The sequence below is a fragment of the Streptomyces sp. HUAS 31 genome, assembly GCF_028198125.1.
Lineage (GTDB): Bacteria > Actinomycetota > Actinomycetes > Streptomycetales > Streptomycetaceae > Streptomyces > Streptomyces chartreusis.
On the sequence record NZ_CP116353.1, the window covers coordinates 3652340 to 3673482 of the forward strand.

Consider the following 21143-nt stretch of genomic DNA (forward strand, 5'->3'; position numbering starts at 1 on the left):
GTTCGAGTCCCTGGCGGCGCACAGACAGTGAAGGCCCCTCGTGAGAGCGAGGGGCCTTTCGCATTTCCGGTTGTGCCCGATCGGCACCACCGCTATCCCACCGCCCGCGTACCACCCGCCGTAGTGATCTTCACCGTCCACGCCCCGGAAGCCGTTCGGCCCTCCACCTCCACGCGGACTCCCTCCCCCGGCACCGTGAAGCTCTCACCCAGGGCGACCGGGGCGTCCGCGAGCGGGGGATACACCGACTCCTCCCAGCAGGCCTCGCTGCGGGGATGGGCGTCGATCACCTGGACCGGGCCACTCCCGGACTCGGTCCGGCTGCGCACCCGGTACACCAGCACCCCTTGCCGGCAGGTCTCCACGTCGTTGCCCACCGGGCCGCGCACCTCGAAGGCGAGGGCGCTCTCGGCGCCGGTGCGGACGACGGCGAGCTTGGTGCCGTGGCCCAGCCCGAACCCCGGCACGGTGCCGTAGGAAGAGCCTGAGGGAGCGTAGGAGGAGCCGGACGGGTCGGAGGAACCGTCCGTGCCGAAGACACTGTCCGCCCCGGCCGCACCCGTCCGCGGCGGCGCCCCCGGCCCCGCCGACAGTGGCTCAAGCGTCAGCCGGACGGCCCCGGCGCCGCCGCCCTGTACGCACACCACCTGCCGCGGCTCCAGCCAGCCGAGCTTCCACTTGTGCCAGCCGAACAGGTCAGGGGACATGCCGAACTGGCTGCCCATGAGGTCCCAGTCACCGACGTACGTGTCCCAGTCGCCCTTGCCGTCCACCGGACGGTGGTACAGGTCGGGCAGGTCGAAGACATGGCCGGTCTCGTGGGCGAGGACCAGCCGGTCCGGCGGATGGTTCTCGAACACCGTGACGACGCGCCGGATGTCCGTGCCGTCGGCCCGCAGCGGCGTCTCCAGGTTCACGACCTTCGTGGCGTCCGAGTCGACGCCGGGCGCGTCCGGGTCGGCGACGAAGTACACGACGTCGTAGCGGGAGAAGTCCACCTGCCGGTCCGCCACCGCGAGGGCGTCCCGCAGATAGGCGGCCCGGTCGGCGACACGCCAGTCACGCTGTATGGCGTACGCCGTCGACGGACGCGGCATCCGCAGCCAGTGCCGCAACGGGTGCGGGCGCAGGGTGAATCTGCCGTAGGAGGCACGTTCGAAGAAGCGGGTGGTGGCCGGGAAGTGGTCGGCCGTCAGTTCGGCGGGGGTCGTCAGAGGGGCCGCGTCCGGGAAGGACAGGAACACCATGACCGCGTCGAGCTTGCGGGCCGGACGTGGATAGGCGGCGTTCCAGGTGTCCACGCCCTCCGAGTGGTGGGCGTCGGTGCGCTGCAGGGCACAGGGTGCCGCGTCGAACGGTTCCGCGACCGACGGGCCGACGACCAGGGAGGTCGCGGCGAGCGCCGACATCGTGGTGAACACGGCGGCGGCACTGCGCAGTCGGGGCCTGTCCCGCAGCAGACCCATCCCACGGAGCAGGGGGTTCTGACGCGGCACGTGGACCTCCGGATGCGGTTCGCGGGACACCGCATCCAGCCTGTGTGGGATTGTCGTACTACGTCCTGTTGTGCTGCACCGGACGGGTGAGCGGCCCGCGCGTCCCGTGGAATCGACACCCCCGAATCGCTCACGGAACGTCACAAGTGGTCGAGGGCCCGAAGAAGCTGTCCAGGTGCGAGCAGAAACGATCTGTCGGATGCGCGCGCTGCGCGGGAACACTGGACAGTAGGTGGAAGGGCCGGAGACCAGCCTCTATGATCGGCACACTTTCCTGACACTTTTCCTGCACGGACACAGCCCGGCGGCCGTCCCCCATCCACCCGGCCGACCATTCCGATGAGACCCATCCGAAGATCGAGTGCACTGCGGGAGCGAGCGGTGAGCGGAACGTCCGAAGGGCCGACGCCCGCGGCAGACCTCATCGGGCCGGCCGTCACAGAGAGTAATGCCCTGCCATCCCCTGGTACGGGAGGACCGCCCTACTGGTCGGCCTTCTCCGCCGCGCCCCTGGCCATGGCCGTGGTCGACCGCGACGGCATGGTGGCCGGCGCCAATTCCACCTTCGCCGAGCTGCTCGGCAGGCCCGCCCAGGAGCTGACCGGCACCCCTGCCGCCGACCTGGTCGACCTCGCCTCCGACACGCGGACCTGGCACACGTACCGCGAGGTGCTGCGCGGCCGGCAGGCCGAACTGCTCTGCACGCGCCGCCTCAAACACCCGGAGGGCCACTTCCTGTGGGCCAGGGTCACGGTCGCGCCGCTGCCGGGCGACGAGTCCGGCGGCGTCCTGCTCTCCGTCACCGACATCAGCGCCCACCGCGAACTCCAGGCGCGTGTACGGCACTTGCAGATGCACGACCCGGTGACCCGGCTGCCCAACCGCACGCTGTTCTTCGAGCGGCTGACCGCGGCGCTGGAGGTCGAGTCGTACGACGAGAGCGGCACCACGGGCCGAATCGGCCTGTGCTACCTGGACCTTGACGGCTTCAAGGCGATCAACGACACCCTCGGCAACCGCGTCGGCGACAAGCTGCTGGCGGCCGTGGCCGAGCGGCTCACGCGCTGCGCCGAGCAGGCCGGGTACGCCCGCTCCAGCCCGCCACTGGTGGCCCGGCTCGGCGGCGACGAGTTCGCCCTGCTCGTCGAGGACTCGACGGGGACCGAGCAACTGGCCGATCTGGCCGAGTCGTTGCTGGAGGCACTGCGCGAGCCCTTCGACCTGTCCGGCCGGCGTCTGTCGGTGTCGGCGTCGATCGGTGTCGTGGAGCGGCACGCGGCCGGCACCACTCCGACCGCGCTGATGCAGGCCGCCGACACGACGCTGTACTGGGCGAAGGCCGACGGCAAGGACCGCTGGACGCTGTTCGACCCCGAGCGCAACGCTCACCTCATCACCCGTCAGGCACTCGCCGCCACGCTTCGCGCGGCCGTCGACCGCGGTGAGTTCGCCCTGGAGTACCAGCCGCTGGTGGGCATGGAGGACGGCCGGCTGCGCGGCGTCGAGGCGCTTGTCCGCTGGAATCATCCTCAGTTCGGCGTACTGGCGCCGAATCGGTTCATCGGACTGGCCGAGGAGGACGGCTCGATCGTGCCGCTGGGCCGCTGGGTCCTGGCGACCGCCTGCCGGCAGGCCCGCGCCTGGCAGGTGGCGCACCCGGACGAGCCGCCGATCTTCGTGAGCGTGAACGTCGCCGTGCGCCAGGTGTGGGACTCCGACCTGGTGTCGGACGTGGCGCGGATCCTGGAGGAGACCGAACTCGCCCCGCATCTGCTCCAGTTGGAGCTGACCGAGTCGGCGGTGATGGGTTCGTCGGGCAGGCCCCTCCAGGACCTCCAGGCGCTCAGCGACATGGGTGTGCGCATCGCCATCGACGACTTCGGCACCGGCTACTCGAACCTCGCGTACCTGAGCCGGCTGCCGGTCTCGGTCCTGAAGCTGGACGGCTCGTTCGTTCGGGGCTTCCAGTACGAGAGCGAGAACAGCGCCGCCGTCCCGCCGAACCCGGCCGACGAGGTCGTGGTCGAGGCGATGATCCAGCTCGCCCACCGGCTGGGTCTGACGGTCACCGCGGAGTGCGTGGAGACGATGGCGCAGGCTTCACGGCTGCGCCGGATCGGCTGCGACACCGGCCAGGGGTGGCTGTACTCACGGCCGGTGTCGCCGGATCGCATCTCCGAGCTGATGGGTGCTCGCGTCTGACACGTGCGGCGTCCGGTCAGGCGGCCGGCAACCCGTAGGCGTCCGCGATGAGTTCGTAGGAGCGCAGGCGTACGTCCATGCCGGGCGCGTTGCTCGTGATCATCAACTCGTCGGCGCCGGTGCGCTTCTGGAGGTCGTCGAGTCCCGCACGGACCTCGTCGGGCGTGCCGTGGACGACGTTGGCGTTCCAGGTCTCTACGAACTCGCGCTCCATCGGGCTGAACTCGTACGCCTCGGCCTCCTCCGGGCTCGGTATGAGGCCGGGGCGTCCGGTGCGCAGGCGGACCATGCCGAGGGCGGCGGCCCGTACCTGGCGGCGGGCCTCCTTCTCCTCGTCGGTGGCCAGGGCGGAGACGCCGATGAGGGCGTAGGGCCGGTCGAGGACGGCGGAGGGCTGGAAGGACTCGCGGTACAGGTCCAGGGCCGGGATGGTGTTGCGGGCCGAGAAGTGGTGCGCGAAGGCGAACGGCAGGCCGAGGACGGCCGCGAGGCGGGCGCTGAAGCCGGAGGAGCCCAGCAGCCAGACCGGCGGGCGGTGCGGGGACTGGACGCCGCCGGGCGAGGTCGCCTGGACCGGGCCGGGGACGGCGTGGATACGGCGGTAGGGGTGGCCGTCGGGGAAGTCGTCGTCGAGGAAACGGGTGAGCTCGGCGAGCTGCTCGGGGAAGTCGTCGGCGCCCTCGTTCAGGTGGTCGGTGCGGCGCAGGGCGGCTGCGGTGGCGCCGTCCGTGCCGGGGGCGCGGCCGAGGCCGAGGTCGATCCGGCCGGGGGCCAGGGCCTCCAGGGTGCCGAACTGCTCGGCGATGACCAGCGGGGCGTGGTTCGGGAGCATCACGCCGCCGGAGCCGAGGCGGATGCGGTTCGTGTGGGCGGCGAGGTGGGCGAGGATCACCGCGGGTGAGGAGGATGCGACGCCGGGCATGGAGTGGTGTTCGGCGACCCAGAAGCGGTGGAAGCCGCGGGACTCCGCGAGGCGGGCGAGGTCGACGCTGGTGCGGAGCGCGTCGGTGGCGGTGTGGCCGGCGCTCACCGTGACCAGGTCCAGTACGGAGAGGGGGACGGGGGCGGTGCCCTGTGCCTCGCCTCGGGTCTCGTCTGCCGTCACCGGTGCCTCCTGCCGTTTTGCCGTGCGGTGTACGTCAGCGGTTAACAGGAGGCCGTCTCCGGTTTATTCCCTCGCCCTCGCTGAATCGGAGGGCGTCCGCGGTCCCACTACACCTGCACGATCGGCTCCCGGGTGAACAGTTCTCCCAGTGCCGGGGCGTTCACTCGGCGGTCTGTCAGGCGTAGGGCCTCCCATACCGTGACCTGGTTGGCGGTGAGGACCGGTTTGCCCAGTTCGTTCTCCAGGGCCTGGATGTGGGCGGCCGTGTGCAGGGCGGTGTCCGGGAGGAGGACCGCCTCGGCGTCGGCCGTGTCCGCCTCCTTGGCCAGTGCGAAGACCTCGGCCTCGCCCCAGGTCCCGACCTCCGCCGCCGTGATGATCCCGGAGCCGCGCACCGCCGTGACCTCGGCGCCCGCGTCGGTGAGGAAGCGGGCGAACAGCGCGGCGACGTCGTCCGGGTACGTCGCCCCGATCGCCACCCTGCGCACGCCCAGCTCCTGTGCCGCGTGCGCGAAGGCGAAGGACGTCGAGGAGGCCGGCATGCCCGCCGCGACGGCGAGGCCGCGCACCTGCTCGTGGGCGCCCTTCCAGCCGTAGACGAAGCTGCCGCTGGTGCACGCCCACACCACCGCCTCGGCGCCGGTCAGCCGCAGTGCCTCCACGCCCGCGGCGAGGCGCTCGGCGGAGCCCATCCGCAGCAGGGCGTCCACCCGGTGCGCGTCCTCGCCGATGTCGGTGTGCACCAGGTCGATCCGGATGTCGCTGGCGAGCAACTGCTCGATGCGCGGATAGTCGTCCTCGGCGGAGTGGCCCGGGTAGAGAAATCCGAGTGCGGTCATGTCAGCCTTTCTACTGCTGTTCCTGCTCGGGAACATCCGGCACGTCCGGGAGCACGGGCCCGCTCGGGGTCGCCGGATCGATCCTCGCCGCCGGGTCGATCAGCGCCTGATAAGGCCCCACCGCGCGAGTACCCAGCCTGCGCAGCGCAGCCCACATCGTCACCTGGTTGGCCGAGAGAACCGGGATGCGCAGCTCCGCCTCCAGTTGGGGGATCACGTCGTAGGTCGGCAGATTGGTGCAGCTGATGAACAGCGCGTCGACCCGGCGGCGGCCCACGGCCTTGCGTGCCATGCCGGCCACGTCGCGGTAGGGCACCTTCCAGATGTGCCGGGTCAGCCCCATGAAGGCGCACCCGGTGACCACCACGCCCGCCTCGGCCACGTACTCCTCCAGCGCCCGGGTCACCGACACCGTGTACGGCGTCACCAGCGCCACCCGGCGCACCCCGAGCTCGGTCAGCGCCTCCAGCAGCGCACCCGACGTGGTGACCGACGGCACCGCGCCGGCCCGGGTCATCGCCTCGCACATGGCCCGCTCGCCGGCGATGCCGCCGACGAAACTGCCGGACGTACAGGCGTAGGCGACCACCTCGGGTGCGATCGCGGTCAGGGTATGGACGCCGTCGCTGAGCGTCTCGTGCTCACTGACCAGACGGGCCAGATCGAGGCTGACCTCGACCGGGACGTAGGGCGTCCGGGTCAGGTGCAGCGAGACCTCGTCCGGCACCCAGCGCCACAGTTCGCGGTCCAGGGCGAAGTCGAAGGGGGCGACGACTCCGACACCGCGCTGCGGGCGGGGGCCGCCGAGGAAGGAGATGTCCATGGCGTCCATGGCTGGCACCGCCCTCACTACGAGATACGGGTGAGCAACGGACCGTACGTACGCCCGTGTTGACGAAGGTAGGTTCGGGTGCGAGCGTGGTCAAACCTCGCATGTCAGACGGCCATCCCTTCCAGTAAAACTCCGAGAAACGGCCCCCGCACACCCCCGGGCTCAGCCCTCGCACACCTCTGGAGAAGCGACCCCGAATGACCTCACCCGCCCCCGGTCCCTCCCCCGCCTCCGGCACGCCGCCCACGCTCCTGGTCCTCGACGCCGAGCCCCTGCCCCGCCTCGGCCGCCTCACCGGTCGCGCCCGGGTCGAGCACGCGGACGAGTCGACCCTCGCGCAGCGGCTCCCGCACGCCGACGTCCTGCTGGTCTGGGACTTCACCTCGCACGCCGTGCGCCACGCCTGGCCCGGCGAGGGCCCGCGGCCGCGCTGGGTGCACACGGCGAGCGCGGGCGTGGACCACCTGATGTGCCAGGAGCTCACCGACTCCGAAACCGTGGTCACCAACGCGCGCGGGATCTTCGACCAGCCGATCGCCGAGTACGTCGCCGCGCTGGTGCTGGCGATGGCGAAGGACCTGCCGCGGACCCTGGACTTCCAGCGCGCCCGGCAGTGGCGACACCGCGAGGGGCAGCGCGTGGCGGGCACGCGTGCGTGCGTGGTCGGTTCCGGTCCCATCGGCCGCACGATCGCCCGCACGCTCAAGGCCCTCGACGTCACCACCGCGCTGGTCGGCCGGGTGCCGCGCACCGGCATCCACGGCCCCGACGACCTCGACCGGCTGATGTCCCGCGCCGACTGGGTGATCGCGGCGGCGCCCCTGACCGAGCAGACACACGGCATGTTCGACCTGCGCCGGTTCGGCGTCATGCAGCCCTCGGCCCGGTTCATCAACATCGGACGGGGGCAGCTGGTGGTGGAGGAGGCGCTGGCCGAGGCCCTCGACAAGCGCTGGATCGCTGGGGCCGCCCTTGATGTGTTCGAGCACGAACCCCTCACCCCGGACAGCCCGTTGTGGCAGCTGCCGGGCCTGATCGTCTCCCCGCACATGAGCGGGGACACCATCGGCTGGCGGGATGAACTCGGGCGTCAGTTCGTGGAGTTGTACGAGCGGTGGGAGGCGGGCAGACCACTGCTGAACGTGGTCGACAAACAGCGCGGGTACGTACCCGGACGCTGACGTCAACGGCTGGAGGGCGCCCCATGACGGATCTCACCGCACTGACCGCCGTACAACTCCTCGACGGCTACCGCAAGGGAGACTTCAGCCCCCTCGACGCCACCCGCGCCGCGCTGGAACGGGCCGAGCGGATCCAGCCGGAGGTCAACGCCTTCGTACGGCTCACCGCCGACGAGGCTCTCGCGCGGGCCGGCGAGTCGGCCGAGCGCTGGCGGCGCGGCGAGCCGGCCGGTCTGCTCGACGGCGTCCCGGTCACGGTGAAGGACATCCTGCTGCTGCGCGGGTCGCCGACCCTGCGGGGCTCGAAGACCGTCGCGGACAAGGGCCACTGGCAGGAGGACGCCCCCTCGGTGGCCCGGCTGCGCGCGCACGGCGCGGTGTTCCTCGGGAAGACGACGACGCCCGAGTTCGGATGGAAGGGCGTCACCGACTCACCGCTGTCCGGCGTCACCCGCAACCCCGTCGACCCGACCCGCACCGCGGGCGGCTCCAGCGGCGGCGCGGCGGCGGCCGTGGCGCTCGGCGCGGGTCCGCTGGCGCTCGGCACGGACGGCGGCGGCAGTGTCCGTATCCCGGCGGCGTTCTGCGGCGTCTTCGCCCTGAAACCGACGTACGGCCGGGTCCCGTTGTACCCCGCGAGCGCCTTCGGCACCCTGGCGCACGTCGGCCCGATGACCCGTGACGCGGCCGACGCGGCCCTGCTCCTGGACGTCATCGGCGCGCCCGACTCCCGCGACTGGTCGGCGCTCCCGCCGGCCCCGGGCTCCTTCGCCGCGGCCCTGTCCGGCGGGGTGCGCGGCCTGCGCGTCGCCTACTCCCCGTCCCTGGGCGGCCAGGTGGCGGTGCGCCCGGCGGTCGCGGCTGCGGTGCGGCGGGCGGTGGAGCGGCTGGCGGGGCTCGGGGCGTACGTCGAGGAGACCGACCCGGACTTCACGGATCCGGTGGACGCCTTCCACACCCTGTGGTTCACCGGGGCGGCCCGGGTGACCCAGCATCTGGGGCCGCACCAGCGGGAGTTGCTCGATCCGGGCCTCAGGGAGATCTGCGGCGTCGGTGCCCGGATGTCGGCGCTGGACTATCTGGCCGCGGTGGACGTCCGGATGGAACTGGGCCGCCGGATGGGCCGCTTCCACGACTCCTACGACCTCCTGCTCACCCCGACCCTCCCGATCACGGCCTTCGAGGCGGGCGCCGAGGTCCCGAAGGGGTCGGGGCACCGCCGGTGGACCGGCTGGACGCCGTTCACCTACCCCTTCAACCTGACCCAGCAGCCGGCGGCCACCGTCCCCGTCGGCCCAGACGGGGACGGCCTGCCGATCGGCCTCCAGATCGTGGCCGCCCGCCATCGCGACGAACTCGTCCTGCGGGCGGCGCACGCGCTCTACGAGGCCGGCATCGCCCGGCTCACAGCCTGCGGAAGCTGAGCGACTCGCCCAGGGCCCCCGACCGCCACAGGTCGTTGCAGCCCTGGGCCATCTCCTCGAGTCCCTCCACGATCTGGCCCCAGACGATGCCGGGCACCCAGCCCACGTCGCCGTTCAGCAGCAGGTTGTTGCGCTCGTAGAACAGGGCCAGGTCGACCACCGTCGTGCCGGCGCGGACCTCGCGGTCGTAGCCGTAGGACTTGGTGCCCAGCTCCGTACCGGCGAAGGCGAAATAGCACAGATCACCAGGAATTGGGGTGACTGTCGGATTTTCCAGGGGCGGCTCCGTTTCCGCGAAGGGCGGGAAGAGGGCGTAGATCTCGTTGCGGGCGTATTTGGCGTGATAGACGTCGCCGGTCAGGGGCAGGGCGTCCCAGACGGCCGCGCAGGTGAGCGGGGCGCGGTCGTCCAGGAGTTTGGCCGTGCAGTGGATCTCGCGCTTGACCAGTGACACCTCGATGAACCGATCAGTCATGCGTTCCAGGGTGCATACATCGCATCGTCTCGGGTAGCCGCGCCGCCATGGCTCCACCTAATGGGAACGACAGAGACACACCTGGGACCACGCGCCGGTCGCTGCTCGCGGGGGTGGCGGCGCTCGGTGCGCTGGGGGCCGCCGGCTGCTCGCGGGTGGCCACGGCATCGACCGAGGACGGCGGCGACCTGCTCGACCGGCTCAGGGCGGCGGGCGTCGTACGCCTCGGTATCGCGGGAGAGATCCCCTTCGGCTACATCGACAGGAACGGAGACCTGACCGGCGAGGCGCCGGAACTGGCCAAGGTCATCTTCAAACGGCTGGGCGTCGACAGGGTGCAGCCCGTGCCGACCGAGTTCGGATCGCTGATCCCGGGTCTGAACTCCCAGCAGTTCGACGTGGTGGCCGCGGGGATGTACGTCAACCCCGAGCGCTGCGAGCAGGTCATCTTCTCCGACCCCGACTACCAGATGCTCGACTCCTTCATCGTGCGCAAGGGCAACCCCAAGGGCCTGCACGACTACAAGGACGTCGTCGAGAAGAAGGCCAAGTTCGCCACCGGGACCGGCTACGCCGAGATCCAGTACGCCGTCGAGGCGGGGTACGAGGAGGGCGACATCCTGATCGTGCCGGACCAGGTCGCGGGGCTGAACGCCGTCGAGGCGGGGCGCGTGGACGTCTTCGCCGGTACGGCGCTGACCACCCGTGAGGTCGTCAAGAAGTCGGCCAAGGCGGAGTCCACCAAGGCCTTCGCGCCCCTCGTCGAGGGCAAACCGCACGTCGACGGCGGCGCGTTCGCGTTCCGGCCGACCGAGACGAAGCTGCGGGACGCCTTCAACGTCGAGCTGGCCAAGCTCAAGAAGAGCGGCGAACTGCTGCGCATCCTGAAGCCGTTCGGCTTCACGGAGAACGAGATGACGGATCTGACCGCGAAGGAGCTCTGCGGCGGATGACCTCAGGACTCTGGGAACTCGTACTCAAGGGGATATGGACCACCGTCCAGCTCCTCGTCCTCAGCGCGCTGCTCGCCGCCGCGGTGTCCTTCGTGGTCGGTGTCGCGCGGACCCACCGGCTGTGGGTCGTGCGCTTCCTCGCGGGCTTCTACACCGAGGTGTTCCGCGGGACCTCCGCGCTCGTGATGATCTTCTGGGTGTTCTTCGTGCTGCCCCCGGCCTTCGGCTGGCAGCTGGTGCCGCTGTGGGCGGGCACGCTGGCCCTGGGCCTGACGTACGGCGCCTACGGCTCGGAGATCGTGCGCGGCGCGCTGAGCGCCGTCGACCCGGCGCAGAAGGAGGGCGGGATCGCGCTCAGCTTCACGCCCTGGCAGCGGATGCGTCTGGTCCTGCTGCCGCAGGCGGTGCCGGAGATGATCCCGCCGTTCTCCAACCTGCTGATCGAACTGCTCAAGGGCACCGCCCTGGTGTCGATCATGGGCATGGGCGACCTGGCCTTCAGCGGCAACCTGGTGCGCCTCGCGCTCCAGGAGAGCGCGGAGATCTACACGTACATCCTGCTCATCTACTTCGTGATCGCCTTCCTGCTCACCCGCGTGATGCGCGGGCTGGAGAAGAAGCTCAAGGCAGGGGTCGGGAAGGCCCCGGCGCGCGGCGTGACCGCCGATGAGTTCAAGCGCGCGCAGACCACCGGCGTCGGAGGTGCGGTGTCATGAAGTGGGACTGGAACGCCGTGAGCGACTTCATGCCGTACTTCTGGGACGGTCTGCTGGTCACCCTCCAGGCACTCGTCCTGGGTTCGCTGATCTCGTTCGCCCTGGGCCTGGTGTGGGCCCTGCTGATGCGTACGCCGACGCGCTGGGTGCGCTGGCCGGTGGGAGTGGTCACCGAGTTCATCCGCAACACCCCTCTGCTGGTGCAGCTGTTCTTCCTGTTCTACGTGCTGCCCGAGTGGGGCCTGACCTTCTCGGCGCTGACCACCGGTGTCTTCGCGATCGGCCTGCACTACTCGACGTACACGATGCAGGTCTACCGCGCCGGCATCGAGGCGGTGCCGGTCGGCCAGTGGGAGGCCGCGACGGCACTGAACCTGCCGATGACCAGGACGTGGCGGATGGTGATCCTGCCGCAGGCGATCCGCCGCGTCGTGCCTGCGCTCGGCAACTACGTGATCTCGATGCTCAAGGACACGCCGCTGCTGATGGCGATCACCGTCCTCGACATGCTCGGCCGGGCACGGCTGTTCTCCCAGGAGAACTTCCAGTTCACCGAGCCCCTCACCGTGATCGGGGTGGCCTTCATCCTCATCTCCTACCTGGCCTCCCTCCTCCTGCGAGCCCTGGAGCGACGTCTTGTCCACTGACATCCAGCACAACCCTGAGAAGAACCCCGCCGAGAGCCGCTCCAACGGCGAACTGATCCGTCTCGAGCAGGTCACCAAGCGGTTCGGCGACAACACCGTCCTCGACAACCTCGACTTCTCGGTCCAGGCCGGCAAGCACGTCACGCTGATCGGACCGTCCGGATCGGGCAAGACCACGATCCTGCGGCTGCTGATGACGCTGACCAAGCCGGACGAGGGCCGGATCACGGTGGACGGGCAGCAGCTGTTCCCCGCTCCCGAGAAGCAGATCCGCGAGGTCCGCAAGAAGATCGGGATGGTGTTCCAGCAGTTCAACCTGTTCCCGAACATGACCGTGCTGCGCAACATCACCGAGGCGCCGGTCACCGTGCTCGGCATGCCCAAGGACGAGGCCGAGGCGCGCGCCCGTGAGCTGCTGGACATGGTGGGCCTCGCCGACAAGTGCGACGCCCGTCCGACCCAGCTGTCCGGCGGCCAGCAGCAGCGGGTGGCGATAGCGCGGGCGCTGGCGATGCGTCCGCAGGTGCTGCTGCTCGACGAGGTGACGTCGGCGCTGGACCCGGAGCTGGTCGCGGGTGTTCTGGACCTGCTGCGGGACATCGCCCGCACCACCGACATCACGATGCTCTGTGTGACCCACGAGATGAATTTCGCCCGGGACATCTCGGACCAGGTCCTGATGTTCGACTCCGGCCGGGTCATCGAGTCCGGCACCCCGGAGAAGATCTTCAACGACCCCGAGAACGACCGAACACGGGAGTTCCTGAGCGCTGTGCTGTGACTCTTCGCGAGGCCCTTGACTGCGGCATATGCCAGAGTGCTACCACCGCAGTTGAGGGCGCCGCGATCTCGTCAACAACCGCTCAACTCAAGCCTCTTGCCCGTTATCGTGAAGGGGACTGACTCACTCGAACCGGGCCCGATGAGAAGCGACGTGCGACCGCAGGGGGAACCGTGGCGCTCCAGCACGAGTCGACGACGCCGTACCACTCGGTCCAGGACGCCCTGCGCGTCCTGGAGACCGTGGCGCGGCACAGCACCGGAGTCACCGAAGCCGAGCTCACCCGGCATACCGGTATAGGCCCGGGGCGCCTGACCGGCCTCCTCCGGATGCTGCGCCGCGAGGGCTATGTCGAGCAGATCGCCGACGGGGCGTACGTCACGGGTGACGCCCTGGCCCGCCTCGGTTCCGCCCAGGGCCGTGAGCAGGCCCTGCGGGACAACCTCCAGCACACCCTGGACCGGCTGCGGGACTCCGTCGGTGCCGCCGTGTACATCAGCCGGTACATCGACGGAGAGGTCAAGATCGACCAGTTCGCGGCCGGGCCTGCCACCCCTGTGGTCAACGAGTGGGTCGACTTCCGCTTCTCCGCCCACGCCACCGCGATCGGCAAGAGCCTGCTGGGCCAGCTCGACCACAACGGCCGGCGCGACCATCTCTCGCGGCACAAGATGGCCCGTCTCACCTCGCGCACGATCACCAACGACCGGGTGCTGCTCTCCCGCCTGGAGTCGCAGCCGCCGACGGTCCCCCACCTCGACCTCCAGGAGTACGCGGTGGGCACGGTGTGCGCCGCCGTCCCGATAACGGCCGGCTCCTCGGTGGGCTGCCTCGCCCTGTCGCTCCCGGTGGAGCACGCGCACCGGCTGCGCCAGGCGGCGGACGCCCTGAACCGCAGCGCCGCGCCGGTGCTGCTGTCGCTGGCGATCCAGTCCTGACCGGCCCGCTCCGCGGTGGTCCGAAGCACCCCTGCGGACCAGGTAGTATTTTCTTCGTCGCCGCCGCGAAAGGCACAAAGTCGCGGTCGGCGCGAGTCATGCGCCGCTAGCTCAGTTGGTTAGAGCAGCTGACTCTTAATCAGCGGGTCCGGGGTTCGAGTCCCTGGCGGCGCACAGACGAAAGGCCTCTCGTGGGAGCGAGGGGCCCTTCGCTTTTACCCCGGATCCTGTGGGGTCGGCTGGGGGTCCGGGGGTCATCCCCCGGGAGATACAGCATCAGCGGGTCCGGGGTTCGAGTCCCTGGCGGCGCACAGACGAAGGGCCTCTCGTGGGAGCGAGGGGCCTTTCGCTTTTACCCCGGATCCTGTGGGGTCGGCTGGGGGTCCGGGGGTCATCCCCCGGGAGATACAGCATCAGCGGGTCCGGGGTTCGAGTCCCTGGCGGCGCACAGACGAAAGGCCTCTCGTGGGAGCGAGGGGCCTTTCGCTTTCACCCCGGGTTCGGGCCTCTCGTGGGAGCGAGGGGGCCTTCGAGGTATGTCAGGGTGTCCGCCTCCGTGAGTGGGCGGTAGGTCCGCTCGCCCGGTGGGCGCCACCACACCGGATCGGCGCAGCGCGGCCCCTCCCGTCTGAGGCCGGCCCGATGGATCTTGTTCGTGGCGGTCACCGGCATCCGCTCCACGACCCGCACGAACCGGGGCGCCATCTTCGTCCCCAGGTCCGGCTGGGCCAGCAGGAACCCGGCGAAGGCGACCGGGTCGAACTCCCCGGCAATCGTCGCCATGACCTGGTCCCCGGTCACCGGATCCGGCACCGCGTACACGGCGACGGCGGACGCGCCCTCGTAGCGGGCGAGGATGTTCTCGATCATCGCGGCGGACAGGTTCTCCCCGTCGACCCGCAGCCGGTCGTCGCCGCGCCCCGCGAAGTACAGATAGCCGTCGGCGTCCCGGCAGAACAGGTCCCCGGTCCAGTACCAGCCCTCGCGCCGCCGCTCGGCCTCCGCCTCGGGATTGCGCCAGTACCCCTCGAAGGGGTTCGACCCCTGGTTGACCAGCTCACCGATGGCCGCGTCCCCGTTGACGAGCCGTCCGCCCGCGTCGAAGATCGCCTGCGGACACTCCTCACGGGTCCCGGGGTCCAGGACGACGAGACCGGGCGCCGCCCGCCCCACGGCCCCCGGCGGCGTTCCCGGCGACCACTGCACGGCGGCCCCGCCCTCGGAGGAGCCGTACCCCTCCACCAGCCGTACCCCGAACCGGCGCTCGAAGGCGGCGGCGTCCACGGCGCCCGCCTCCGTGCCGAAGCCGAGCCGCAGCGGGTTGTCCCGGTCGTCGGGGCGCGGCTCGGTGGCGAGGACGTACTGGACGGCCCGACCCACATAGGTGAAGTACGTCGCCCGGTAGCGCCGGACGTCCGCGAGGAAGTTCGACGCCGAGAACCGGCGGCGCAGGGCCACGCCCGCGCCGGCCGCGAGGGCGGGCGCCCAGTCGGCGATGACCGCGTTGCCGTGGAACATCGGCATGCAGATGTAGTGCACGTCGTCGGGCCGCACCCGGAACTGTTCCGCCAGGGAGTACCCCGCCGCGGCCAGCCGCCCCTGGCTGCAGATCGCGGCCTTGGGGGCGCCGGTCGAGCCGGAGGTGAAGTACAGCAGGAGCCGGTCGCGCGGGTCGGCGCGGGAGGGGTCGGGCCGGGTGCCGGCGTACGGGGCGAGCAGGGCGTCGTATTCCGGCGTCCCCGTCAGCAGCAGGCGTACTCCCGGGAGTTCGATGCCGTCGAGCAGCGGCAGTCGGGACCGCTCGGTGACCAGGACCCGGCACTCGGTGTGCCGGATGTCGCGGGCGAGTTCGGGGCCCCGGCGGGTGGGGTTGATCCCGGCGACCGCGGCGCCGGCGAGGGCCGCCGCGCCCAGCCACATCGGGTACTCCGGGGTGTTGTCGAGGAGCACTCCGATGTGCGGCTCGGCGCCGGGCGGCAGCAGCTCGGCCAGCAGCGCGGCACGGGCGGCGGCGCCGGCGGCCACCTCGTGCCGGGTGAGCGTCCGCTCCTCGAACCACAGCCCCGGCCGGTGGTCGCCCCACCCTGCCGCCACCAGCTCCGCGACCGTGCGTGCCGTAGTGGACTCCATGGAGGCGCACCGTAGTTGACACTCCGTCAGATGTGGAGGGCCAAAAGCAAACGAGGGTTCAGAAGCCGCCCATCGCGTCCATGCCCGAGGACATGTCCGTGTAGGTGGCCATGAAGCCGACGCAGAACAGCACGACCACGCCGAGGAAGGTGAGGACGCCGACGGTGGCCGCCGCCTGCCTGCCGTGGCTCGGGCGGTGCGCCGTGGCCACCACCCGCGGGCCGTCGGCGTAGTGGACGGTGACGAAGTCACCCTCGACGGTCGTCCCGGGGCCGTCCTCCTCCTCGAAGCGGACGAGCCGGCCGTCATGGGTGACGAACTCGTACACGTGGTGCAGCGTGGTGTACACGCGCGTGTCCCCGCCGCCGCCGTGACTGGTCGTGTACATCCGCAGACAGCGCGCCTGCGCGGTGAGCCCGCTGTTCCAGGCGCTGCGCAGCTGGGACGAGCGGTACACCACCCGGTACGCCATGAACAGGGCCACGGCCATGATCAGGCCGGGCACGGCGTAAAAGATCACGTCCATCGCACATCCCCCGAGGTCGATACGCCGACCCCGATCGGCCGGCGTGGGAGGAACCTACCCACGCCGGCCTGGGCACTGACTCAAGAGAACCTCAGAACGTCACGTCCGAGCACGCGTAGAACGCGTTGCTCGTGTCGGCGATCGTCCACACCGCGAGGATGACGTGACGACCGCTCAGCCCGGACGGCAGGGTGCCGGTGTGGGAGAGCGTGGACGGCGGCCGCTGCCCGTTGTACGGGACCGTGAAGAACGGCGTGAGGTTGAGGTCCGAGCGGGAGAGGTTGTGGTTCTGGTTCCAGCCCGGCTTGGTGATGTAGTACTTGAAGTCGGTCGTGGCGTGCATCGCGGTGAACTGCCAGCGGAAGGTGTAGCTCTGACCGCCGTTCACCTTGGTTGCGGGCCACGCACCGCCGGACGGCGTCTTGGGCGCGCTGAGCTGGGAGAACTGACCCAGTCCTGCGTTGCAGAGCTGTCCGTCGGCCGGGCCGGAGCCCGGGAAGCCCTTCGGCCCCTCGACGCTCTGCGGCTCCCACTGAATGGAGCCGCAGTTGGTCACGGTGCCGTTCTGACAGAGCTTCTGCCGACTGATGGGGAGATCGGTGTAGCCATGGCTGCTGGCGCCACCGGTGGAGAGCACGAGGGCCCCGGCCGTGCTGAGCCCGAGTGCGGCTGCGTACAACTTGGCCTTTCTGCGCATGCTGCTGCTCCTGGGAACGTGGGGGAAGTTCGGCGAGCTTGCAGGTCTAGACCAAGTCTCAGATTATTGCTGACTGTTGAACATGTCCATACCAATCGAGGGAGATGTTCGAGCGGCCGTCGCGGGGCCGTCAGATCGTCGTCTCGCCCCGTCCCGCGCAGAACGCCACCGTCAAGTCCTTGACCAGCGCCTTGCGTTCGTAGTCGTCCAGCTCGACCAGGCCCCGCATCGTCAGCCGCGTCACCGTGTCCTCCACCGAGTCGACGACCGAGTCGACCATCGTGGCCCGGTCCTGCGCGTCCAGCGCGGCGACCCGGCGACGGTGCATGGCGGCAGCGACCTCGGGCGCGTACTCCACCCGCACCGGCCGCACCGAGAACACCTCCAGGCCGACCGCGTCCGCGTCCCGCACCACCAGCCGGGTCAGTGACTCGCCGGTCGCCTCGACCGAGCCCCGCGGGCCGCCCGGCATCTCCACCGGCACCCGGGCCAGCGCCGCCTCGACACCCTCGCGCAGATACGACTCGTGGTCCTCCACCCCGAGCAGCGCCCGGGCCGTGTCCTTCACCCGCCACACCACCTGGACGACCACCCGGACCGCGACCCCGTTGCCGTCGGCCGCCGGCAACGGCTCGCTGCGCCAGTGCCGCAGCCGGACGTCGACCCGGCGGCGCAGCAGCAGCGGGTTGACCCACATCAGGCCGGTGCGCCGGACAGTCCCGCGGTAGCGTCCGAACAGCCCGAGCACCCAGGCCCGTCCGGTCGACCCGCGGGCCAGCCCGCCGAATCCGAGCAGCCCCAGCGCCCCGGCTCCCGCGTACGCCGCCCACTGCGCCGGACCCAGCTCCGCCCCCGCCGACACCGGCAGTCCCAGCGCCTGCACCGCCGGCGGCGGCAGCACCCCGGCCCACCACGAGGCGGCGAGGCACCCGGCCGCTCCGCAGGCCCCGGCGAGCACGCCCGCGGCGCCGGGCAGCACCCGCGCGGGCCGCTCCACCAGTTCGGGGTCGACCTGTGGTTCGGGACGCGGCTTCGGCTGGACCGGGCGGCGCAGGCGCGGCTGCTCGCCCGTGCCCTGCCGGCGGGCGACGACCGTCGGTCTGAGCGGCACGGACACCGGGCCCGCCTCGTCACGGAACAGCAGATGGACGGGGATCTCGGTGGTCACCTCGTTCTGGATCAGCCGCGCGGGCCGGGCCGGCACCTCGGCCGGTCCGGCGAACCCCTCGGGCTCGGGCGTGTGAGAAGTGGTCGTGGTCATGCGTTGCCTCCAGCCTCCGCGCCAGATGCGTCACAGGAAGGTCGTGCGGCCGTGGTCGTACGGCCTTGGTTGTCGAGCGCATGCGTGCCGGGCCGTTACGCGAACAGTCGCCGCCACGTCTCCGGCCCCGGATAGCCGTCCGCCGCGCCGCCGCGCCAGCCCTGGGTGCGCTGGAACGCCTCGACGGCACGCCGGTCCGACTGGCCCCAGCGCGGGCCCGGTCCGGTCTTGTAGTGCTTGCCGAACCCCTTCTTCACAAGCTGCTTGCCGAGCTGGGTCACGTACTGGTTGTCGGCGCCCGGCCGGAACAGCGCCCGCCCCGGGTAGCCGGGCACCCCGTGCGACGCCGGCTGCTCGGGCGGCGGGGCCGCGGTGGCGGCGGCCGGGATGTCCTTGCCCTTGCCCGTCACCAGCAGCTTCCATGTGCCCGGCCCCGGCACGCCGTCCGCGTCCTGTCCCCGCCAGCCCTGCGCGAGCTGGAAGGCCTGGGTGGCCCTGCGGTCCGCGTCCGACCAGCGGGGGCCCGGGCCGGTGGTGTAGTGGTGGCCGGCGCCGCGCTCGACGAGTAGGCGGCCCAGCCGGGTGACGTGCTTGTTGTTGGCGCCGGGACCGAAGTGGGCCCGCCCCGGGTACGGCGCCGGGCTCTTCTGACTCGCCGACTTGGCGGTGTCCGGCTCGGTGGCACTCTGCTGCCCGGCCTCCGTCTTCGTGCCGGCCTGCTGCCCGGGCTCCGCCTTCGTGCCGGTCTCCGATTTCGTGCCTGTCTGCTGCTCGGTGTCCGGTTTCTTGCCCGTCGAGGTGCCGCTCGTGAGGCCCTTGTACCGGTAGGCGACGTAGCGGTCGGCGTGGTTCCAGTAGGCGTACGGCGTGGACTGGCGCCGGGCGTGCGGCGGAGCCGACTCGTAGGCGATGTAGTAGGTGTGCGTGTAGTCCGTCCAGCCGCCGAAAATGACTACGTGCGAGCCTTTCTGGGGGTCCGCGGGATTATGGAACAGCAGAATGTCACCGGGCTGGAGTTCCTCCTTGGAGATACGGACGCCGTACTGGCCGAGGCTTCCGGTCCATTCGTTTCCGGTGAGGCTCCAGGCCATCGAGACGAACCCCGAGCAGTCCTGCCGGTATCCGTCGGACCAGTACTTGGACATGCTGTACGGCACCTTCGCGGTGACCCATTTCTTGGCCCGTTTGATGATCTCCGCACGGGTCGTCGGCGGCGTCTTGACCGGGCCGGCGGGCTGGGCCGGCCTCCCGCCGGGACCGTGCAGCGGGGCCTTGCCTCCCTGGGGCGTATTGGGCTCGTCACCTGCAGGAACGGCCGGGCGGTCGAGGGTGTGGGGGGCGGCGAGGGCGGGGGCCGTGTGGCCGACGACGAGGGTGGTGGAGGCGGCTGCGGCGAGAATCAGGGCTCGGTGCGCGGCGTGGTGTCGACCAGGTGCGGAATGCGGCAGGACGCGTCTCCAGTGGACACATCCGGGGCAGTCGCAGTCACCCCCCGGATCGATTTCCTCGAATACCGGAGTCCGAGCCTCCATGCGATTCCCCTCACACTCCAGTCGGAAATGTCCGCGGCTGTACACCCCGTCAGTTTCTCAACGGTCTTCCGCACTCGCATGTTGACGGTCCGAATGGTTTACGGCCCCCCGGAAGCCCCGCGCCGCCCCGCCGCCATGGTCGGACCCACCCCCGCAGGTCATGTAGAGTTCACGAGTCAGCAGGCGCCGCTAGCTCAGTTGGTTAGAGCAGCTGACTCTTAATCAGCGGGTCCGGGGTTCGAGTCCCTGGCGGCGCACAGACAGTGAAGGCCCCTCGCAGCAGCGGGGGGCTTCCGCTTTGGACGTAGGTCGCGCAGAGGCGGCTGGGGGTCCGGGGGTCATCCCCCGGGAGATGCAGCATCAGCGGGTCCGGGGTTCGAGTCCCTGGCGGCGCACAGACAGCCAGGAAGCCCCTCGTGCAAGCGAGGGGCTTCCTGCGTGTTTGGCCGGATACCCTCTGGCCATGGCAGCTCGTGACCTGCAAGAGCGGATCAAGAAGCTCATCATCGACCGTCGGCTGGCCTCCGGGGCCCCGCTGCCGACCGAGCCCGAGCTGATGGCTCACCTGGGTGCCAGCCGCAACTCCGTGCGCGAGGCACTCAAGGGTCTGCAGGCGATGGGCATCGTGGAGATCCGGCACGGCTTCGGCACCTACGTCGGCGCGATGTCCCTCGCCCCCATGGTCGAGGGCCTCGCCTTCCGCACGGTCGCCGGACACCACCGCGGCGAGGACACCCTCCTCCAGCTCGTGCAGCTGCGGGAGGCCGTGGAGACGGGGCTGGTGGCACGGCTCGCCGGCCGGCTCCCGGACACCGACCTCGTTGAACTGGACGCGCTCGTCGACCGTATGGAAGAGCAGGCCGCACTGGGCGGCGACGGCATCGCCGAGACCGACCGGGCGTTTCACGCCACCCTCTACCGAGGGCTGGACAACGCGTTGCTGGGCGAGGTCATGGAGGCGTTCTGGGACGCCTTCCACCGGGTCCACACCGACCTCGGGGGTGCTCCGCAGGAGCCCCTGGTCACCTGCCGGCAGCACCGGGAGATCGTGGACGCGGTGCGGTCCGGCGACGCGATACGGGCGGAGGAGGCGATACGGGAGCACTTCGGCAACATCCGCGCGCGTGTGTCCACAACGAATACACAACACCCCCACAGGTGCCACAATGAGCGCGTATGACCGGTAAACACCTCGTTTCGCATCTTGCGATCATGCGGAACGCCGTAGAACCCTGGGGAGGGGTTTACCAAGATGCTGCGGATTCGCGGCAGTTGGGGGGCAAGAAACCGGTTGCCGGTTTTTTCGGGGAGTAGGGGGCCCCGTTCATGACCGCATGCCGAGGGGGGCATGATGCAACCGGAAGGTCGCGTTTCCATGTCTAAGGTGTGGAAGATGTGGTGACTGCGG

At 70.6% G+C, this 21143-nt stretch carries 18 protein-coding genes, 2 tRNA genes and 1 pseudogene; 11 read left to right on the forward strand and 10 right to left on the reverse strand.

From position 1 onward, the window contains the following. Nucleotides 1-92: 92 nt before the first annotated feature. Nucleotides 93-1526: a M6 family metalloprotease domain-containing protein gene (locus PGH47_RS16090; protein ID WP_271664014.1), complete on the reverse strand. Its 1434-nt coding sequence runs from the start codon at nt 1524-1526 to the stop codon at nt 93-95. Nucleotides 1527-1835: 309 nt separating this feature from the next. Between PGH47_RS16090 and PGH47_RS16095 the strand changes: the two genes are divergently transcribed. Beyond that, complete coding sequence (locus tag PGH47_RS16095; protein WP_271664015.1) at nt 1836-3698, forward strand: putative bifunctional diguanylate cyclase/phosphodiesterase; 1863 nt, start codon at nt 1836-1838, stop codon at nt 3696-3698. A 16-nt stretch (nt 3699-3714) separates the two neighbouring features. Here the strand turns inward: PGH47_RS16095 and PGH47_RS16100 are convergent, their stop codons facing one another. The 3 genes from PGH47_RS16100 to PGH47_RS16110 all read right to left on the reverse strand — a co-directional run bounded on the left by PGH47_RS16100 (nt 3715) and on the right by PGH47_RS16110 (nt 6465). Then, on the reverse strand, nt 3715-4803 hold the full coding sequence (locus PGH47_RS16100; protein ID WP_030967726.1) for an LLM class flavin-dependent oxidoreductase: 1089 nt from the start codon (nt 4801-4803) through the stop codon (nt 3715-3717). A 107-nt stretch (nt 4804-4910) separates the two neighbouring features. Next, nucleotides 4911-5642 (reverse strand): maleate cis-trans isomerase family protein, encoded by a 732-nt coding sequence (locus PGH47_RS16105; protein WP_271664016.1) that lies wholly within the window; start codon nt 5640-5642, stop codon nt 4911-4913. Between the two features lie 10 nt (nt 5643-5652). Then, entirely contained in the window at nt 5653-6465 is an 813-nt protein-coding gene (locus PGH47_RS16110) for a maleate cis-trans isomerase family protein (protein ID WP_271668073.1), read from the reverse strand. A 206-nt stretch (nt 6466-6671) separates the two neighbouring features. On the opposite strand from PGH47_RS16110, the gene PGH47_RS16115 reads away from it, so the two are divergent. Both PGH47_RS16115 and PGH47_RS16120 read left to right on the forward strand, forming a co-directional pair. Further along, nucleotides 6672-7655, forward strand: coding sequence for a D-2-hydroxyacid dehydrogenase (locus PGH47_RS16115; protein WP_271664017.1), 984 nt, complete (start codon nt 6672-6674; stop codon nt 7653-7655). Between the two features lie 23 nt (nt 7656-7678). Next, the gene (locus PGH47_RS16120) at nt 7679-9079 is read left to right on the forward strand and encodes an amidase (RefSeq protein WP_271664018.1); all 1401 of its coding nucleotides are present in this window, start codon (nt 7679-7681) and stop codon (nt 9077-9079) included. Here the strand turns inward: PGH47_RS16120 and PGH47_RS16125 are convergent. Beyond that, entirely contained in the window at nt 9060-9554 is a 495-nt protein-coding gene (locus PGH47_RS16125) for a DUF3830 family protein (protein ID WP_271664019.1), read from the reverse strand. The two genes, PGH47_RS16120 and PGH47_RS16125, sit on opposite strands and share 20 nt — an antisense overlap. Before the next feature lie 47 nt (nt 9555-9601). Here PGH47_RS16125 and ehuB point away from each other — a divergent pair, with 47 nt between their 5' ends. The 6 genes from ehuB to PGH47_RS16155 all read left to right on the forward strand — a co-directional run bounded on the left by ehuB (nt 9602) and on the right by PGH47_RS16155 (nt 13763). Beyond that, nucleotides 9602-10507, forward strand: coding sequence for an ectoine/hydroxyectoine ABC transporter substrate-binding protein EhuB (gene ehuB / locus PGH47_RS16130; protein ID WP_271664020.1), 906 nt, complete (start codon nt 9602-9604; stop codon nt 10505-10507). Further along, nucleotides 10504-11223, forward strand: coding sequence for an ectoine/hydroxyectoine ABC transporter permease subunit EhuC (ehuC, locus tag PGH47_RS16135; protein ID WP_271664021.1), 720 nt, complete (start codon nt 10504-10506; stop codon nt 11221-11223). Before ehuB ends, ehuC begins: the two co-directional genes overlap by 4 nt. Further along, nucleotides 11220-11870 (forward strand): ectoine/hydroxyectoine ABC transporter permease subunit EhuD, encoded by a 651-nt coding sequence (gene ehuD, locus PGH47_RS16140; RefSeq protein ID WP_107905592.1) that lies wholly within the window; start codon nt 11220-11222, stop codon nt 11868-11870. Before ehuC ends, ehuD begins: the two co-directional genes overlap by 4 nt. Continuing rightward, nucleotides 11860-12651 carry an ectoine/hydroxyectoine ABC transporter ATP-binding protein EhuA gene (gene ehuA / locus PGH47_RS16145; protein ID WP_271664022.1) on the forward strand — a complete coding sequence of 264 codons (792 nt, stop codon included), beginning with the start codon at nt 11860-11862 and terminating at the stop codon, nt 12649-12651. Before ehuD ends, ehuA begins: the two co-directional genes overlap by 11 nt. Before the next feature lie 173 nt (nt 12652-12824). Next, nucleotides 12825-13589 carry an IclR family transcriptional regulator gene (locus tag PGH47_RS16150; RefSeq protein ID WP_271664023.1) on the forward strand — a complete coding sequence of 255 codons (765 nt, stop codon included), beginning with the start codon at nt 12825-12827 and terminating at the stop codon, nt 13587-13589. Between the two features lie 100 nt (nt 13590-13689). Then, nucleotides 13690-13763, forward strand: a tRNA-Lys gene (locus tag PGH47_RS16155). 239 nt (nt 13764-14002) lie between these two features. Here PGH47_RS16155 and PGH47_RS16160 read toward each other — a convergent pair. The 5 genes and pseudogenes from PGH47_RS16160 to PGH47_RS16180 form a co-directional block, all read right to left on the reverse strand. Further along, nucleotides 14003-15719: pseudogene (locus PGH47_RS16160) on the reverse strand (AMP-binding protein). Between the two features lie 58 nt (nt 15720-15777). Further along, complete coding sequence (locus PGH47_RS16165) at nt 15778-16245, reverse strand: hypothetical protein (protein ID WP_271664025.1); 468 nt, start codon at nt 16243-16245, stop codon at nt 15778-15780. 91 nt (nt 16246-16336) lie between these two features. After that, nucleotides 16337-16942: a lytic polysaccharide monooxygenase auxiliary activity family 9 protein gene (locus PGH47_RS16170; RefSeq protein WP_269645247.1), complete on the reverse strand. Its 606-nt coding sequence runs from the start codon at nt 16940-16942 to the stop codon at nt 16337-16339. 130 nt (nt 16943-17072) lie between these two features. Continuing rightward, on the reverse strand, nt 17073-18203 hold the full coding sequence (locus PGH47_RS16175; protein WP_271664026.1) for an SPFH domain-containing protein: 1131 nt from the start codon (nt 18201-18203) through the stop codon (nt 17073-17075). Between the two features lie 95 nt (nt 18204-18298). After that, a complete protein-coding gene (locus PGH47_RS16180; protein WP_271664027.1) occupies nt 18299-19735 on the reverse strand; it encodes a peptidoglycan-binding protein in 1437 nt (478 codons plus the stop codon). Between the two features lie 183 nt (nt 19736-19918). Here PGH47_RS16180 and PGH47_RS16185 point away from each other — a divergent pair. Continuing rightward, nucleotides 19919-19992, forward strand: a tRNA-Lys gene (locus PGH47_RS16185). Between the two features lie 206 nt (nt 19993-20198). After that, entirely contained in the window at nt 20199-20915 is a 717-nt protein-coding gene (locus PGH47_RS16190; protein WP_271664028.1) for a FadR/GntR family transcriptional regulator, read from the forward strand. The last annotated feature ends 228 nt before the right edge of the window (nt 20916-21143 follow it).